At 52.5% G+C, this 16,932-nt stretch carries 14 protein-coding genes; 8 read left to right on the forward strand and 6 right to left on the reverse strand.

All coding sequences use genetic code 11. From position 1 onward, the window contains the following. Window positions 1-109: 109 nt before the first annotated feature. The 3 genes from murQ to ACVX3G_RS10600 are packed head-to-tail and all read left to right on the forward strand — an operon-like array spanning window position 110 to window position 3,463. Window positions 110-997, forward strand: coding sequence for an N-acetylmuramic acid 6-phosphate etherase (murQ, locus tag ACVX3G_RS10590; protein WP_014196043.1), 888 nt, complete (start codon window positions 110-112; stop codon window positions 995-997). Window positions 998-1,021: 24 nt separating this feature from the next. Beyond that, window positions 1,022-2,386, forward strand: a complete 1,365-nt coding sequence (locus ACVX3G_RS10595) for a PTS transporter subunit EIIC (protein WP_014196042.1) — start codon at window positions 1,022-1,024, stop codon at window positions 2,384-2,386. A gap of 12 nt (window positions 2,387-2,398) precedes the next feature. Beyond that, window positions 2,399-3,463, forward strand: a complete 1,065-nt coding sequence (locus tag ACVX3G_RS10600) for a MupG family TIM beta-alpha barrel fold protein (protein ID WP_033845415.1) — start codon at window positions 2,399-2,401, stop codon at window positions 3,461-3,463. 310 nt (window positions 3,464-3,773) lie between these two features. Here ACVX3G_RS10600 and ACVX3G_RS10605 read toward each other — a convergent pair whose 3' ends face one another. From ACVX3G_RS10605 to ACVX3G_RS10630, 6 genes are all read right to left on the reverse strand, one after another. Next, the gene (locus ACVX3G_RS10605) at window positions 3,774-4,673 is read right to left on the reverse strand and encodes a response regulator (RefSeq protein WP_014196040.1); all 900 of its coding nucleotides are present in this window, start codon (window positions 4,671-4,673) and stop codon (window positions 3,774-3,776) included. A 49-nt stretch (window positions 4,674-4,722) separates the two neighbouring features. After that, window positions 4,723-5,976, reverse strand: a complete 1,254-nt coding sequence (locus ACVX3G_RS10610; protein ID WP_068895666.1) for a sensor histidine kinase — start codon at window positions 5,974-5,976, stop codon at window positions 4,723-4,725. A gap of 223 nt (window positions 5,977-6,199) precedes the next feature. After that, window positions 6,200-6,850, reverse strand: a complete 651-nt coding sequence (locus ACVX3G_RS10615) for an amino acid ABC transporter permease (RefSeq protein ID WP_023633758.1) — start codon at window positions 6,848-6,850, stop codon at window positions 6,200-6,202. A gap of 16 nt (window positions 6,851-6,866) precedes the next feature. Beyond that, the gene (locus tag ACVX3G_RS10620; RefSeq protein ID WP_014196037.1) at window positions 6,867-7,520 is read right to left on the reverse strand and encodes an amino acid ABC transporter permease; all 654 of its coding nucleotides are present in this window, start codon (window positions 7,518-7,520) and stop codon (window positions 6,867-6,869) included. Window positions 7,521-7,608: 88 nt separating this feature from the next. Continuing rightward, window positions 7,609-8,454, reverse strand: coding sequence for a glutamate ABC transporter substrate-binding protein (locus ACVX3G_RS10625; protein WP_011231463.1), 846 nt, complete (start codon window positions 8,452-8,454; stop codon window positions 7,609-7,611). 28 nt (window positions 8,455-8,482) lie between these two features. Next, entirely contained in the window at window positions 8,483-9,211 is a 729-nt protein-coding gene (locus tag ACVX3G_RS10630) for an amino acid ABC transporter ATP-binding protein (protein WP_013145090.1), read from the reverse strand. A gap of 248 nt (window positions 9,212-9,459) precedes the next feature. Here ACVX3G_RS10630 and ACVX3G_RS10635 point away from each other — a divergent pair, with 248 nt between their 5' ends. From ACVX3G_RS10635 to ACVX3G_RS10655, 5 genes are all read left to right on the forward strand, one after another. Then, window positions 9,460-10,407: an aldo/keto reductase family protein gene (locus ACVX3G_RS10635; RefSeq protein ID WP_013523972.1), complete on the forward strand. Its 948-nt coding sequence runs from the start codon at window positions 9,460-9,462 to the stop codon at window positions 10,405-10,407. 388 nt (window positions 10,408-10,795) lie between these two features. Beyond that, complete coding sequence (locus tag ACVX3G_RS10640) at window positions 10,796-12,505, forward strand: sigma 54-interacting transcriptional regulator (RefSeq protein WP_081130713.1); 1,710 nt, start codon at window positions 10,796-10,798, stop codon at window positions 12,503-12,505. A gap of 255 nt (window positions 12,506-12,760) precedes the next feature. Further along, complete coding sequence (locus tag ACVX3G_RS10645) at window positions 12,761-13,948, forward strand: iron-containing alcohol dehydrogenase (protein ID WP_068895648.1); 1,188 nt, start codon at window positions 12,761-12,763, stop codon at window positions 13,946-13,948. Window positions 13,949-13,979: 31 nt separating this feature from the next. Next, window positions 13,980-15,311: a GntP family permease gene (locus ACVX3G_RS10650; RefSeq protein ID WP_047757960.1), complete on the forward strand. Its 1,332-nt coding sequence runs from the start codon at window positions 13,980-13,982 to the stop codon at window positions 15,309-15,311. Between the two features lie 16 nt (window positions 15,312-15,327). Then, window positions 15,328-16,791 (forward strand): CoA-acylating methylmalonate-semialdehyde dehydrogenase, encoded by a 1,464-nt coding sequence (locus ACVX3G_RS10655; protein WP_047757959.1) that lies wholly within the window; start codon window positions 15,328-15,330, stop codon window positions 16,789-16,791. The last annotated feature ends 141 nt before the right edge of the window (window positions 16,792-16,932 follow it).

A 16,932-nucleotide genomic window follows, 5' to 3' on the forward strand; every position in this document is an offset into this window, starting at 1 on the left:
TTTTGTAGGAATGTTTCAAACAAAAAAGAATAGATTGATATTTTATTTCATAAATTTATAATATAATTATGAAATATAATTTCTTAAAACATGCAAAGAGGTGACAAAATTGCTTGAACATCTTGCGACAGAGCAACGAAACGAAAAGACGAAACATTTGGATGGAATGACGACAAGAGAAATTTTAGACGTCATGAATGAAGAAGACCAGGCTGCGGTCATTGCAGTATCCAAGCAACTGGATTGTATTGAAAAAGTCGTCCATCTTGTCATCGCCGCATTTCGGCGTGGGGGGCGGTTGATTTACGTCGGGGCGGGGACGAGCGGCCGGCTCGGATTGCTTGATGCGGTCGAATGCCCGCCGACGTTTGGAACCGAACCGTCCATGGTGCAGGCGATTCTTGCCGGAGGACTGGAAGCGATTGCGAAGGCGGTGGAAGGAGCGGAAGATGATGAAGAGGCTGCTGTTCGCGATCTGCAGGCAGTCGGCTTGACGGAAAACGATGTCGTTATTGGCATTGCAGCGAGCGGTCGAACGCCATATGTCGTTAGCGCCCTTCGTTACGCCAAACAAATCGGGGCATCGACCGGAAGCATCGCCTGCAATAAAGGAGCCGTCATTAGCGAGTATGCCGATGCGGCGGTGGAAATCGAAACAGGGCCGGAAGTGTTGGCCGGTTCAACGAGGTTAAAAGCTGGGACAGCACAAAAAATGGTGCTCAACATGATTTCTACGGCAGCGATGGTCGGGATCGGCAAAGTGTATGGGAACTGGATGGTCGATGTACAAGCGACAAATGAAAAGTTAAAAGAGCGGGCAAAGCGCATTTTAATAGAGGCGACAGGAGTCAGCGCCGAAGAGGCGTCCCGTTATTATGAACAGGCTAAAGGGGAGGTGAAAACAGCGATCGTGATGATTTTGCGCCAATGCGGTTATGAAGAGGCAAAAAAACGACTGCAGCAAGCCGAAGGGTTTGTGCGTAAAGCGCTTGAATAACGAAATAAGGGGGAGAGAAATATCATGACTCGAGAACAACAAATAGCAATATCGATACTTCAGTACGTTGGGGGAAAAGAAAACATCACCCGCGTTGCCCATTGCATGACGCGGGTGCGCGTGTCGTTGCGCGATCCGGGCAAAGCGAACATGGACGCCTTAACACAGATCGAAGGGGTCATGGGAGTCATTGAGGATGAGACTTTGCAAATCGTTGTTGGCCCGGGCGTTGTCAATAAAGTAGCGGCTGCGTTATGCGAGCTTGCCGGTTTAGAACTTGGGGAAGTAATTGAAGATGGGATGGAGGATATCGCGGAGCGGACAAAAGCGGAAGTCAAAGCGCGTCAGCAAACGCCGCTAAAGCGATTGCTTCGTAAAATCGGCAGCATCTTCATTCCGCTTATTCCTGGGTTGGTTGCATCGGGGATTATTAACGGAATCGCCAACTTTGCGAAAAACGCCGGCGTTGATCCGCAGACGACGTGGCTGCAGCTGTTATTGTTGATAGGCGGGGGGATTTTTGCCTCACTTGGCGTGTTAGTCGGATATAATACAGCGAAAGAGTTTGGCGGCACTCCTGTATTAGGAGCGATTGCCGGTATTCTCGTCTTCAACCCGGCATTGGCTGATATAAAACTATTTGGGGAAGCGCTTACACCTGGGAGGGGAGGACTGTTTGCCGTTTTGCTTGCCGCTTGGCTCATGGCGGCGGTCGAAAAACGGGTGCGTTCGTTTGTGCCGAATACGGTCGACATTATTGTCACGCCGCTCGTTACCGTATTAATCGTCTGTCTATTCACTTTGATCGCGGTACAGCCGCTTGCCGGTTGGTTGTCGTTAGCGATTACAAGCGGGCTGAAAGCGGTGCTTGACATCGGTGGAGTAGTCGCTGGCGCTGTGTTGGCCGGAACGTTTTTGCCGCTCGTGATGGTCGGACTGCATCACGGATTAACCCCGATTCATATGGAATTGATTCAAAAATTAGGCTCGACACCGCTACTGCCGGTATTGGCGATGGCTGGAGCCGGTCAAGTTGGAGCAGCGATGGCCGTGTATGTCAAAACAAAAAACAAGCGGCTTCGCAACATTATCAAAGGGGCATTGCCGGTTGGATTTTTAGGCATCGGGGAGCCGCTGTTGTACGGGGTGACATTGCCGCTTGGGCGGCCGTTTGTTACCGCGTGCTTGGGAGCGGCGGTCGGCGGTGCATTTCAAGCGGTGATGAAAACAGCGGCGCTTGGCATCGGCGTGTCTGGGCTGTCATTGATTCCGCTCATTGCTGATGCGAAATATATGACGTATTTCATCGGATTGGTCATTTCCTATGCGTTTGGGTTCCTGTTTACCTATTGGTTCGGGTTTAAAGAGGAAATGGCAGAAAATATATAGAGAGGGATGGCGATGCTTTCCTTTTCCTTTTATCTTTTTCAACCGTTTGAACAAATCGAAGAAGCGTTTCGGAAAGCGGCGAGTTGTGGAGCGAGGGAACTGTTTACTTCGCTGCACCTTTTGAAGGGAAAAGAACTAGGCGAGCAAGAGAAGTTGGAATGGATCGGCCGGCTCGCCCGCCACTACGGGGTGGGGGTGGTAGCAGACGCCACCCCCGCCGTGCTTTCGTACTTGCCAACCGGCGTTGGCGTTGCCAGGGCGCTCAACGAGTGGGGGATGGTCGGGCTGCGGCTTGACGACGGCTTCTCGTGGGACGAAACGGTGCAGCTTTCCAAGCAGATGAAAGTCGTATTGAACGCCAGTACGATCACAGAAAGCGAAATTCAGGAGTTGACATCGCGACAAATCGACTGGGCGGGTGTGGAAGCATGGCATAACTTTTACCCGCGCCCGGAAACTGGTCTTTCGGGCGACACGCTCATGAAACAAAACCGAATGTTGCGCCAATGCGGCATAGCATCAATCGGCACCTTTGTCCCTGGCAATGCCCAAAAGCGCGGTCCGCTTTACAAAGGGCTGCCAACGTTAGAGGATCATCGGGAAGCTGATCCGGTCTACGCCTATATCGAGTCGATCAAAACGTATAAGGTGGAAAAAGTGTTTGTTGGAGACTTATCGGTGTCGGACGATGTGCTTAGGCGAATGGAGTGGGTGCGGCAAGAAATCATTCCCATTCGCTACCGGCCAATCGTATCAGCCCGCTGGCTGTCTCTTATCGAAACAGTGCACACGAATCGGCGTGACGCTGCCCGTGATGTGATTCGCTCAGTTGAATCTCGCTGCACCCTTGCATGGCCGCAGGAAGCGTTGCATTCCATCGATCCGGCGCCGCGGCCGATCGGAAGCGTGACGATTGACAACGAACGCTACGGTCGTTATGCTGGGGAACTGCAAATCACCTTAACGGATCTTCCCGCTGATGACAAAGTCAACGTCATCGGCAGGGTGATTAAGGAAGATGTGCCGCTGCTTCAGCACATCCATGGCGGCCGTCCGTTTTGTCTCATTCGTTGCTAGCGAAGAGCGGCGCAGTTGGCATAAGGAATGAAAAAGGTTGACCTGTCCTAAAGGCAGCCCCATCATCATGTAGAAGACTGGCCATTTAACAGGAAACGCAACTTCATCATCCCGAGTTCCAAGTTTTTCGCATTTGCGGGTCGTGAAGTGAAGGGGATGGTGGATTCCCCACCCCTAGAAGCCTAGTGAAAAACGGGGCGTCGCGCGCAAATCAACGGCGTTGGATCAGAATCGCAAGTCCGTCCGGCAAGGTTTCTCTAATTGAAAAATAGGCGGGGCCATCAGCCTTCTTCACTAAATCACCAGCTTTCTAGACGCGCTTCAGCTCGAGAAAAAAAGCCGTTAAAAACTTCCGCACATTCATCCGGCATTCCGTCTCAGCTTGGCCGCGTTCGAGCTCTTTCATCCGTCGACGGATGTCACCGAAATCAAACAGCCTAGGTGCGAAATGCTCAAACGTCGGGTTCGTGTAGTCAGTCAGGCCGAGGGAAGCGAGATGGGTGAACGCCTGCAAGACGAGCCGACGGATGCGCTGTTCCATCGCCCGCGCTTCCTTGGCCGTTTCAGTCGGGGACAGGCCGTATTCCCGCTGGACGAGTCCTGCATACAGTTCTTTCAGCGGCGGCAGTTCGCGGACGGGAAGGCCTTTTGCTTCTTGCTCGGCCAACCAGCGCACCACGAGAAGCACATCCGCGCTGCCCGCCTCGCCGGCGACGCCAAGAAGAAGCAGAAGCTGTTGCGCCTGTTGCTCAATGGCGGACGGTTTGGAGACGGCGGCATCGGCCGTTTGCGTCTCAAACCCTTTGAGCACCTGGCGGATCGACTCGAGCGAGCGGACGGCGGACATGTGATCGGCGACGCGTTTCAGCACGGACAGCACTTCATAGCGGTTGATCGGTTTTTGAATGTACGTGTCAATGCCATGCAAATAGGCTTGGCCGATCATTTCTTTGTTTTCAACTTGAGAAATCATGATAAAGGTTCCGGCAAATCCTTCTTCCCGCAACGCCTTGATCGTCTGAATGCCATCACGCCCCGGCATTAACAAGTCAATGAGCACCACATCCACGTGAAGCAAGTCGGCCGCGCGAACGTGCAGTCCATCTTCGGCACAGCCGACCACCTCGCCAAGTTCGGATTCATCAATTAACTTTTCCAACATCTTCCTTACGGCGGGATCGTCTTCGATGAGAAAAAAGCGAAGCCCCATGTCCTTTGTTCTCTCCTTTCTTTGGAAGTTCCAGAATGGGTGCCATTGCCTACATCACGGCATTTTCTTGCTGGTCAGCCTCGTGATCGGACATTTCGGCTGTGATCGGCGTGCTTTGCAGGAGGTGGGCTGTCGGCACGGCAAGACGAAACACCGTCTGCCCCGGCTCGCTTTTGACGAGCTGTAGATGCCCCCCAAGTGTTTGGGCGATATCGCGTGCATGGGTAAGACCGATGCCTGTTGACGGATTGCCTTGGCGGTCGTATTTTGTTGTGAATCCGGGCTGAAAAATCCAAGTGATGTCATCAGCCGCAATGCCGGGGCCGGTATCCTCCACTTCGATGATTAACTCGTTTCCGCGAAGACGTGCATGCAAAGTGACGGCGCCCGTTTTCTCAATCGCCTCGACGGCATTCGATACCAAGTTGTTAAGCACGGAAAGAAGCGGATACAGTTGGTCGGTCATGAGATCGATATGGCCGTTGTACAAAAATGTGATCGTTTTTCCGGATAAGTTGGCGTATTTTTCATTGGCGCGAATGACCATGGCGCACAGTTCGGCAATCGAAATGCGCCCGCGCACCGATTGGCGGCCGATAAGCTTAGAAAGGCCGGCGAAAATGCGTTGCATATCTTTTTTCGTCTCGTGAATATGTTCGGCAAGCTCCAGGGCGACGCGCGGTTCAACGTGTTTTCTTTCGATCAGCCGCGAGTAAAGGTCATAGCTTTGGCGCGTCATGTCTTCCATGAGAGCCATTGATTTTTGCAAGTAAAACATTTCTTCGTATAATCCGCTGCTCACCATAATGAGACGCTCGAGTTCTTGCTTTCTCGCTTCAGCGAGCGAGCGGACATGCTTCGTCACCCACATATTGTAAACGCCAATCACGCAGAAACTGCGCAAAATGGCGAATAACCATAAGACGATGACTGTTTGGCCGCTGAAGGCAAACGGCTCCCCCATCCAATACCGGATCCCTAGTTCACAGGCGTTAGCAAAAAAGTCGAGCGCCGCTCCAACCACTCCAGCTCGAATCGGTGCGGCCATTCGATGGCGAAAACGAACGGCAGCCGCCATCGCTGAAAAGCTGATATAATACCCGGCTGCCGGAATGTGGGTCAGCACACTTTCTGAAGCGGACATTTCGCCCGTCAATGAGTCAAGAAAGACGCGAAACCCAACGACCACCGCTCCGGTGCTTGCGCCGATGACAAGCGGGGGCAGGGAAGTAAAAGCGACAAGCCCGAGAAAAAAGACGGCGCTGCCGAGTGAGACGCGAAACGGGCTGTCAAACGGATTCATTTTCATTTCGCCCAGAAACGCAGTAGCAGAAAGCAAAAGCAAAAGAAGCCAAAGCGGTTCTTTTTTCGTTTGGAACAGTGGACGTCACCGCCTTTGTGAAAGTCATGGCCTAATCTATAATTCTATTATATAACAGGGAAGCGAAAACAACGGATCTTTTTTAACGAAAAGAGATGGCAAGAAAAAACCGTATGCCCCGGCTGAAGAAGGGGATACGGTTCCATCATCGCTGACGGTATTCCAACCGGCGAGATAATAACGACAGCGAATAGTTGACGATAAAGTACATGAACGCCACAAGAATGAAGATCGGGATGACAAAATTGACGTTGCGGCCGTTAATGATTTGCGCATGGTTCATCAATTCCGGCAAGGAAATGACAATGGCCAGCGACGTATCTTTCAATAAGGAAATAAACTGGCTGACGATCGGCGGCACCATGCGCCGCAATGCTTGCGGCAAAATGATGTACCATAGCGTCTGCCCATACGTAAGCCCTGATGAGCGAGCCGCTTCGATTTGCCCTTTATCGATCGACTGCAGGCCGCTGCGGACGATTTCTGACAACATGGCCGATTCAAAAATGACCAAGGCCGAAATGGCGGCGTATAGTTTATCAAGCTTTAATCCGACTTCCGGAAGGGCGAAATACGTAAAGAAAATGATTAATAACAGCGGCAAATTCCGGATCGTTTCGACCAGCACGGCCAGCAATTGGGAAAGCACCGGGATTTTCGTATAGCGAATGACTCCGATGATAATGCCAAAGACAAAACTCAAGACAATCGAAATGAACGCCACTTCCAATGTGACGAGAAACCCTTGAAGCAAAAACTTCAAATGGGCGGGCGCGTAAGCACCGGCAAAATCCATCATTTGGCCTCCTTTCCTACCGCGCCTTGAGCAGCCGGCGCTCTAAGTAGCCGACGCCAAGGCTGAGCGGGATCGTTAAGACGAGGTAAAACAAGGCGACGAAAATATAAACGTCAAAGGTGACGAACGTTTTCGAGGAAATCAAGTCGCCGTAATACATTAAATCCAATCCGGCGATGACGCCAAGCACCGAAGAGTTTTTCACCAAGTTGATGAACTGGTTGCCAAGCGGCGGAATGACGATTTTCACCGCCTGCGGCAAGATGACGTAACGCATCGCCTGTAAGTAGGTCAACCCGGAGGAACGGGCCGCTTCCATTTGTCCTTTCGGAACGGCTTGAATGCCCGAGCGGATCGCTTCGGCGATAAAAGCAGCGGTATACACCATCAGTCCGAGCGTTCCGGCGGTAAACGAGTCAAACCGGATGCCGACGGCGGGCAAGCCCATAAAAAAAACAAAGACGATCAACACAAGCGGGATGTTGCGGATAAATTCCACGTACGCCGTTCCGATCCAATTGAGCGGGCGAATCGGCGCGATGCGGAAAATGGCGATGATAGTCCCCAGGGCCAAGCTGCCGATCAGCGCCAGCACGCTGGCCTTGATCGTATGGCCAAACCCTTGCATGTACAAATCCCAATGTTCAACTAAAATAGAATAGCGCAACAAGGCTAAACGCCTCCTTTCCTCGCTGACTCATGGCCTGTCCTTTGGGCAAACAGGTGGGCGGATATTGTTCCGCCCACCGTTTCGCCTGTTATTGTTGCGGCTTTTTGCCGATCCATTTTTCGTAGATCTTATCGTATTCGCCGTTTTCTTTAATTTCTTTCAAGTATTCGTTGATGACTTGCAGCAGTTCTTTGTCTCCTTTGCGGACGGCGATGCCGTACGGTTCTTCGGTGAACGTTTCATCAAGGACGCGATAGTTCGGATCTTGTTTGGCCATCCCCCAAAGCAGCGCGTTGTCGGTCGTAAGCGCATCGCCTTGGCCGGCTTTCAATGCGGTAAACGCTTCCGCGTAGTTTTCAAATTCAAGCACGTTGACTTGCGGCGCGACTTTGCGGATGTTTTCCGCCGATGTCGATCCTTTCGCTGTCAGAACGGTCATGCCTTTTTTCAAGTCTTTCACGCTGTTGATCGGGCTGTCTTTTTTGACGAGCAGCGATTGCCCGGCCATAAAGTACACATCCGAGAAATCCACTTCTTTTTTCCGTTCCTCGGTGATCGTCATGGTGGCGATAATGGCGTCAATTTCCCCGTTGTTCAGCATCGGGATGCGCGTTTTTGACGTCACTTCTTTCAATTCAATTTTGTTTTCATCGCCGAGAATTTTTTTCGCCAACCCTTTGGCAATATCAATGTCAAATCCTTCGACTTTTCCGGTTTCCGGGTTTTTCAACCCGAATAAGTTCAAATCATATTTGACGCCAACGATGAGTTTGCCGCGTTGTTTAATTTTTTCAAGCGTATTGGTCGCTTTGGCGGTTTCTGACGATGTTCCGCCTTCTCCTTTGTCCGTTGTGCTGCAGCCCGTTAAAGCAACAGCGCTCAATAAGGCCGTCAAGGCGACGGCGATCCACCATTTCCATGCTTTCTTTCTCATGAACAAAACCCCCTTTGATTGACCGGAATTAATGGTTTAAAATGCGGCTTAAAAAGACGCGCGCCCGTTCTTCTTTCGGGGCCGCGAAAAACTCCTCAGGCGGCGCTTCCTCTAAAATGCGCCCTTGATCCATAAAGACGATGCGATCGGCCACCTCGCGGGCAAACCCCATCTCGTGGGTGACGACAACCATCGTCATCCCTTCTTTCGCCAGCTGCTTCATGACATCGAGCACTTCGCCGATCGTTTCCGGGTCAAGTGCTGATGTCGGCTCGTCAAACAGCATGATTTTCGGTTTCATCGCCAATCCGCGGGCGATGGCGACGCGCTGCTGCTGGCCGCCGGACAGCGCGGACGGATAGGCGTTCGCTTTGTCCGGAATGCCGACTTTCTCCAAGTAATACATGGCGATCTCGTTCGCTTCTTTTTCAGACATGCCGAGCACTTTGCGCGGCGCCAACGTGATGTTTTGCAAGACGGTCATGTGCGGGTATAAGTTGAAATGTTGAAACACCATGCCGATATTGCGCCGCAGTTCGTTAATGTTGATGTGTTTGTCGTTCACTTTGATGCCGTCTACGATCAATTCGCCGCTTGAGATCGTCTCGAGCCGGTTGATGCAGCGCACGAGCGTACTTTTGCCCGAACCGGATGGCCCGATAATGACGACGACTTCCCCTTGGTTGATCGTCAAGTTAATGTCTTTCAACACATGAAAATCGCCGTAGTATTTGTTGACTTGGTGGAAATAAATCAATAGCCCCCCTCCTTTGTGACAAATTTGTGAATGTTTTTCGAATTGATTGTAAATGCGCATCTACGAAAATCTACGGAAATCTACAAAAATTTTGTGAATCGATTGAAAAAGACGATGATGGACGCAAAGAAGGGGAAGTCATTTTTTGAATAGTAAGGCAAATCTCTTTGCAAATCAGCGATCGAGGATTATAATGAGGACATGAAGAATTTGGCATTGATTGCCGTCAAAAGGAGAGGGGAGCGAAGGTGAAGTATCGAAAACTCGGCCGCACGGGGCTGAAAGTCAGTGAGATTAGTTTAGGCAGCTGGCTTACATATGGAAATTCGGTGGAAAAAGAAACCGCGATCCGCGTCATTGACAAGGCGTACGAACTTGGCATCAACTCGTTTGACACAGCGAACGTCTACGCGCGCGGGGAAGCGGAAAAAATCGTCGGCGAGGCGCTGCGCAAATATCCGCGCGAATCGTATGTCATCGCGACGAAAGTGTTTTGGCCGATGGGCGACGGCCCGAACGACCGCGGCCTGTCGCGCAAGCATGTGTTTGAGCAGCTCCATGCGAGCTTAAAGCGGCTGCAACTGGATTATGTCGATATCTACTACTGCCACCGCTATGACAAAGAAACGCCGGTCGATGAGACGTTGCGTACGATCGATGATCTCGTCCGCCAAGGAAAAGTGCTGTATGTCGGCGTGAGCGAATGGACGGCCCAGCAAATTCAAGAGGCGCTCGGCGTGGCCGACCGCTACTTGCTCGATCGGATCGTCGTCAATCAGCCGCAATACAACATGTTTCACCGTTATATTGAAAAGGAAGTCATCCCGGTGTGCGAACAAAACGGCATCAGTCAAATCGTCTTTTCGCCGCTCGCCCAAGGGGTGCTGACCGGCAAATACAAACGAGGTCAAGCGTTGCCGGCTGACAGCCGCGCCGCTGATCCAAGAGCGAATACGTTTATCCAAGGATTGCTCAATGACGAAGTGTTAACGAAAGTGGAACAACTCGAAAAAATCGCGGCTGAGCTTGGCATTACGTTGTCCCAGCTTGCCCTCGCTTGGGTGCTGCGCCAGCCGAACGTCGCCAGCGCCTTAATCGGCGCCAGCCGCCCGGAACAAGTCGAAGAGAACGTCAAAGCGGTCGATGTCGTGCTCAGCGAAGATGTGCTCGAGAAAATTGAGGGGATTTTGGCGTAAAAGAGGTGAGGGTGTCCCAAAAGGATCGGGACACCCTTTCTTATTTACTTTTACCGCATATAAGGTATAAAACAAATCATTAAGAAACAATATGTTGTGTTTTGTTTAAGGAAAATTACCCTTTTGGGTCAGCCCCATTTTTTGTCATTGGTACGTGTTTCCCTAGAAGGCTGGTGAAAATCAGCCATTTTTCCTAAATCAACGGTTCTCGAGTGAAGAGAAAGATAGCCTTTTATGGAGCTTTCTAATTTGAGAAATCCCATTGTTGAGCCGTATTTCCTGTTCAATCACCATCCTTCTACAGCATTTCCAAGGAAGGAACAGAAGGATTTTTTCACGCCAACGGCGAACGGTACGGAAAGAGGGAAGAACGAAAGGGGAATGGGGAATGGCGAGTGATTGCAGTGCTTTGCCAACCGTCGTTTGTCGCCAAACGTTGCAAGAAGTCATGCAACGGATGGCGGCTCGTGGGCTTGAGTCGGTGAACGTGATCGATGAGCATGGCCGGACGGTGGGGCGGTGCACGTGGCGGATGATGCTGCGGGCGGCGGCGGATGGGCTCGATCGTTCCATGCCGATAGGGGAAGTATTGATGGCATTTTCCGACAAGTGGGAAACGAAACAGGAAGGCGTCTGCGCTGCAATGCCAATGTCCGAAAGCGATTCCAAAGCAACGAATGAGCTCGAGCGACTGCAGCGTGAGTTGGAGGAAACGCACCGTCTGGCTGAGACGATGAAAACGGTGCTGGATGCGGCGTACGAAGGGGTGGTTGTCGTCGATGAGGACGGCGTGGTTCGTGAAATCAACCGGGCGTATTGCCAGTTTCTCGGCATTCGCCGGGAAGAAGCGATCGGAAAACATGTGACGGAAGTGATCGAAAACACCCGTCTGCACATTTGTGTTCAATCGGGCATTCCAGAAAGAGGATATATTCAAAAAATTTACGGCCAGCCGATGGTTGTGCACCGCATCCCGATTTGGCGGGACGGCAAGGTGATCGGGGCGATCGGGATGCTTATTTTCCAAGGGGTATCGGAAGTATATGAAATTTTCCGGCGCCTGCAGGAGCTGTCGCGTGAGGCAAGCCGGAAGGAGAAGAAAGAAGCGAAACCACAGGAGACGGCCGCTTCCGCCCCGAAAGGAATCGAGCGGATCATTGGCCGCCACCCGTCGATCGCCGCTGTGAAGCAGATGATTCGTCGGGCGGCGCGCGTGCCGTCGACGGTGCTCATTACCGGTGAAAGCGGAACGGGGAAAGAGGTGGTGGCGCGGGCGATCCATGAAGCTGGGCCGCATGCGGACGGACCGTTTGTCAGCGTGAATTGCGCCGCCATCCCTGAGTCGTTGTTGGAAGCGGAACTGTTCGGCTATGAAGATGGGGCGTTCACCGGTGCGAAAAAAGGGGGCAAGCCCGGCAAGTTTCAACTCGCCCATGGAGGGACGCTGTTTTTGGATGAAATCGGCGATATGCCGCTTGCCATGCAGGCGAAAATTTTGCGCGTCTTGGAAGAAAAGAAAGTGGAAAAAGTCGGCGGACTATACGAAACCAAGGTGGACGTGCGCATTATTGCCGCGACGAACAAGCCGCTCGAGGAGATGGTGCGGAATGGAACCTTTCGCGAAGATTTGTTTTATCGGTTGAATATCATTCGCATTCATCTTCCGCTATTGCGCGAGCGGAAAACGGATATTCCCGCGCTGTTGGCTTACCATATGGATCGGATGTGCCGGCAGTTTGGCGTCGCGTTGAAGTCGTTTACCAAAGAGGCCATGGAAGTGCTTGTCCACTATTCATGGCCGGGGAACGTCCGCGAGCTGGTCAACGTCGTCGAGTGGCTCATTAGTATGGTGGAAGGGGAGAACATTGAGCGCGAACATTTGCCTGCCTATTTGTCCGCCATTCAGCCGATGGCGGCATCTATGCAATATGGCGGTGTGAACATCGCCGACCGGTGGAAAGAAATGGTCTACCAATCCGAACGCGAACGCATCGCTGCCGCCCTTGTCGCGGCGAACGGCAATAAGGCGGAAGCAGCGAGGAGACTCGGCATTCACCGATCTACATTATATGAGAAATTAAAAAAGTATGGATTTTGAACGCTCCCCGCTGAGAAGGAGGGCTTCTCGTCCGTGATGATCAACAACGGCAGACTGACCGTTGTTTCTTTTTTTGTTGAGGGGAAAAGGATGTCGGGAGAATGTCGGATAATGTAGGGGATATGTAGGTGAAGTGTAGGGGGCATTCCGTTAAAGAGATGGAAAATTCGTAATTGTAACGCTTTTCTAGTTTGGCACAAAGTTTGCATATAGAAGATATTGAAAACGGTATCAAATGAAAAGGGAGGCGGAATGATGTACGAGTTGTTGGTGCCGAGTCGGGTCATTTATGGGCGCGAAACGTTTCGTGAAGTCGGCAGGCAAGCGAAAGCGCTTGGGTCGAAAGCGCTCATTGTGAGCGACCCGGTGATGGAGAACATCCGCCTTGTCGCCCGGTGTGAACACTATTTGCAAGAGGCGGGGGTGCCATTTGCCAAGTACACAGGGGTCGACAAGGAACCGACGGATGTTCATGTAAAAGAAGCGCTTGACGTCTGCCGGAGTGAGCAATGCGATGTCATCATCGCTCTTGGCGGCGGCAGCAGCATCGATGCCGCGAAGGCGGTGGCAGTGATGATGACGAATGAGGGAACGATCAGCGACTATGTTGGCAACGCTAGGATGTTCACGGAAAAACCGGTGCCGCTCATCGCCATTCCGACGACGGCCGGCACCGGTTCCGAAGTGACGAAAGTGACGGTCATTATTGATACGAAGACAGACGTCAAAATGATGATTTCCCAGCCGGCGCTCCTTCCGGCCGTGGCGATCGTTGACCCGCTTCTTACTGTCTCATGCCCGCCATCCGTTACCGCGGCAACCGGTGTCGATGCGCTTTGTCACGCGATCGAAGCGTATATTTCCCGACGCGCCCATCCCGTGACCGATGTGCTGGCGCTATCCGCCATTGAGGCGATCATCGGCCATTTGCGCCGGGCGTACGAAAACGGTCAAGACATCGAAGCGCGGGAGAAAATGGCGATCGCGGCCATGAAGGCCGGCATGGCGTTCTCGAATGCCTCGGTAACACTTGTGCACGGCATGTCGCGGCCGATCGGAGCGCTCTTCCACGTGCCGCACGGCGTGTCCAATGCGATGCTGTTGCCAGGGGTGCTTGAATTTACAAAAGACAGCGCCGGAGAACGATTGGCAGTGATTGCCCGGCTCATCAACCCGCAGCTGAAGGACGTTTCCGATGCCGAAGCGGCCGATGCGCTTGTTGAAGAAGTGAAACAGCTTTGCCGTGATTTGCACATCCCGAATATGAAAACATGGGGCATTGACAAAGCGGCATTCGACAAAGCAGTCGATAAAATGGCGGCTGATGCGCTGGCAAGCGGCAGTCCGGCGAATAACCCAAGGGTGCCGACTCATGAGGAAATTGTCGCGCTGTATCATATTTGTTACGACTATCAGTATGGCACCAATACGGTCAGCCGTTAAATGAAGCAACGGTCAAAAGAGGGGGAAAAGTATGCTGGGGATGATTGGTTTATTGGCCTCATTGGGATTGTTGATCTTTTTGACAATGAGGGGGATCAATATCATTATTGCCGCGTTGATCAGTTCTGTTCTTGTTGCGCTGACAGGCGGATTAAACTTGGAAAAAGCTTTGATGGAAAGCTATATGACGGGCTTTACCGGCTATTTCGCCAGCTGGTTTCTTATCTTCTTAGCCGGGGCGATTTTTGGCAAAGTGATGGAGGACACCGGGTCAGCTGACTCCATCGCTCATTGGGTAAAAGAAAAGTTTGGCGCTAAACATGCTGTATTGGCGGTCGTTGCTGCCTGCGCCATTATGACATACGGCGGTGTCAGCTTGTTTGTCGTCGGCTTTTCTGTTTACCCGATCGCCGTGTCACTGTTCCGTCAGTCGAATACGCCGCATCGTTTTATTCCGGCCGCCATGGTGTTCGGCTCGGTTTCGTTTACAATGACATCTCCGTATTCACCGGAGATTCAAAACATCATTCCAACGCAATTTTTCCATACAACGCCGGGGGCTGGGGGATGGGTAGGCATTTTCGTCGGCGCAACGATTGCTGTGGCTGGTTCCCTCTATTTAACGCGTGTTGTCCAAAAAGCGAAACAAAACGGCGAAACGTTTTCCTTGCCATACCGAACCGGCGACGTTTCCGGTGCGGTGAGTGAAATTGCTGCTTCGCTCGAGCGCGGCGCCGGCCGTCCGCTGCCGAACATTGTTTGTGCCATCCTTCCGTTAGTGGCGGTGATTGTTTCATTAAACATTTTGGCAAAATTCATTTCTTCGACTTCAGCAGGGGTCTTGTCACTTGTCCTTGGTATTGTGCTTTGCTGGGTGTTAAATGCGAAATTCGTCCGCAAATTTTGGGAGGCCATGGCGTCCGGCGCCCAAGATGCGTTAGTCGCTGCCGCTAATACGTGCGCCGTCGTCGGCTTCGGAGCGGTGGCGAAAAATGTGCCGGCCTTTCAAAAAGCGGTTGACGTCCTTGTGAACATTCCTGGACCGGAACTGCTCGGATTGGGGTTGGCCGTCACGATTATTTGCGGCATGACCGGATCGGCTTCCGGCGGTCTCGGTATTGCCTTGCCAATCCTAGCGCCGATTTATCTGGCGAAAGGGCTTGACCCCGGCGCCATGCATCGGGTAGCAACGCTTGCTTCCGGTGGCCTTGATTCGCTGCCGCACAACGGATACATTGTGACGACGATTCGCGCCGTCTGCCATGAAACGCACGAGCGGACGTATAAGCCGATATTCGTTCTGTCGGTTATCATTCCGCTTGCCGGCATGTTCTTAGCCATTCTCTTATACTCGATTTTCTAGAAAGGTGGTTTCATTCATGAGCTCTGTAACCGAAACAAAAACATTGAAAAACTTTATTGGCGGCCAATGGGTCGCCTCGACATCCGGAAAAGAAGAAATCGTGCCGAACCCGGCAACGGGGGAAGTATTGGCGAAAGTGCCGCTCTCCTCGCGCGAGGAGCTGGATGCGGCGGTGGCGGCCGCGAAAGAAGCGTTCCGCGAATGGCGCAAAGTCCCGGTTCCGCGTCGCGCCCGCATTTTGTTCCGCTACCAGCAGCTGCTTGTCGAGCATTGGGAAGAACTTGCCCGTCTCGTGACATTGGAAAACGGCAAAGTGTACGAGGACGCCTACGGTGAAGTGCAGCGCGGCATTGAATGCGTCGAGTTTGCAGCGGGGATTCCGACGCTCATGATGGGGCAGCAGCTGCCCGATATTGCGACGAATATCGAATCGGGGATGTACCGCTACCCGCTCGGTGTCGTCGCCGGGATTACGCCGTTTAACTTCCCGATGATGGTGCCGTGCTGGATGTTCCCGCTCGCCATCGCTTGCGGCAATACGTTCGTGCTGAAGCCGTCTGAGCGGACGCCCATGCTCGCCAACCGCTTGGCTGAACTGTTCACCGAAGCCGGACTGCCTGCAGGAGTGTTGAATATTGTTCACGGAGCGCACGAGGTCGTGAACGGCATTTTAGAACATAAAGATATTAAAGCCGTTTCGTTCGTCGGCTCGCAGCCGGTCGCCGAGTATGTATACAAAACAGCCGCCGCCCACGGCAAGCGGGTGCAGGCGCTCGCCGGTGCGAAAAACCATTCGATCGTCATGCCGGACGCCGACCTCGATATGGCGGTGACGAACATCATCAACGCCGCGTTCGGTTCGGCGGGCGAGCGGTGCATGGCGTGCTCGGTCGTCGTTGCAGTCGGCGATATCGCCGATGAGTTGGTCGAACGGCTCAAAGAAGCCGCCGACCGCATCCAAATTGGCAATGGGCTCGACAAAGGCGTCTTTTTAGGCCCGGTCATCCGCGAGTCGCATAAAGAGCGGACGATCAAATACATCGAAATCGGCGAAAAAGAGGGGGCGCTCCTTGTCCGCGACGGACGCCGCGACTCGGCGACAAGCGGAAAAGGGTATTTCATCGGTCCAACGATTTTTGACCATGTCAAGCCGGGCATGGCGATTTGGACGGATGAAATTTTCGCCCCGGTCTTGTCGGTCGTCCGCGCCCGAGACTTGGACGAAGCGATTGAGATCGCCAACCGGTCGGAGTTTGCCAACGGCGCCTGCATTTACACCGACAGCGCCAAAGCGATCCGCCAGTTCCGCGAAGAAATCGACGCCGGCATGCTTGGCGTCAACGTCGCCGTCCCGGCGCCGATGGCCTTCTTCCCGTTCTCGGGCTACAAAAACTCGTTCTATGGCGACCTTCATGCCAACGGCCGCGACGGCGTCGAATTTTACACGAGAAAGAAAATGGTGACGGCGAGATACCAATAGAATAGAATGGACTGAAAAGCAGCCCGTTTAGACAAGGGCTGCTTTTTATCTTAATTAGGCGAGAAGACTCCCACTTCAACGAAGCGAAGCGGAGTAAGTGGGAAATGAATCGCCTTAACTATATTTTGCTGAAAATAGGAT

It is taken from the genome of Geobacillus sp. PLS 41 (genome assembly GCF_056494105.1).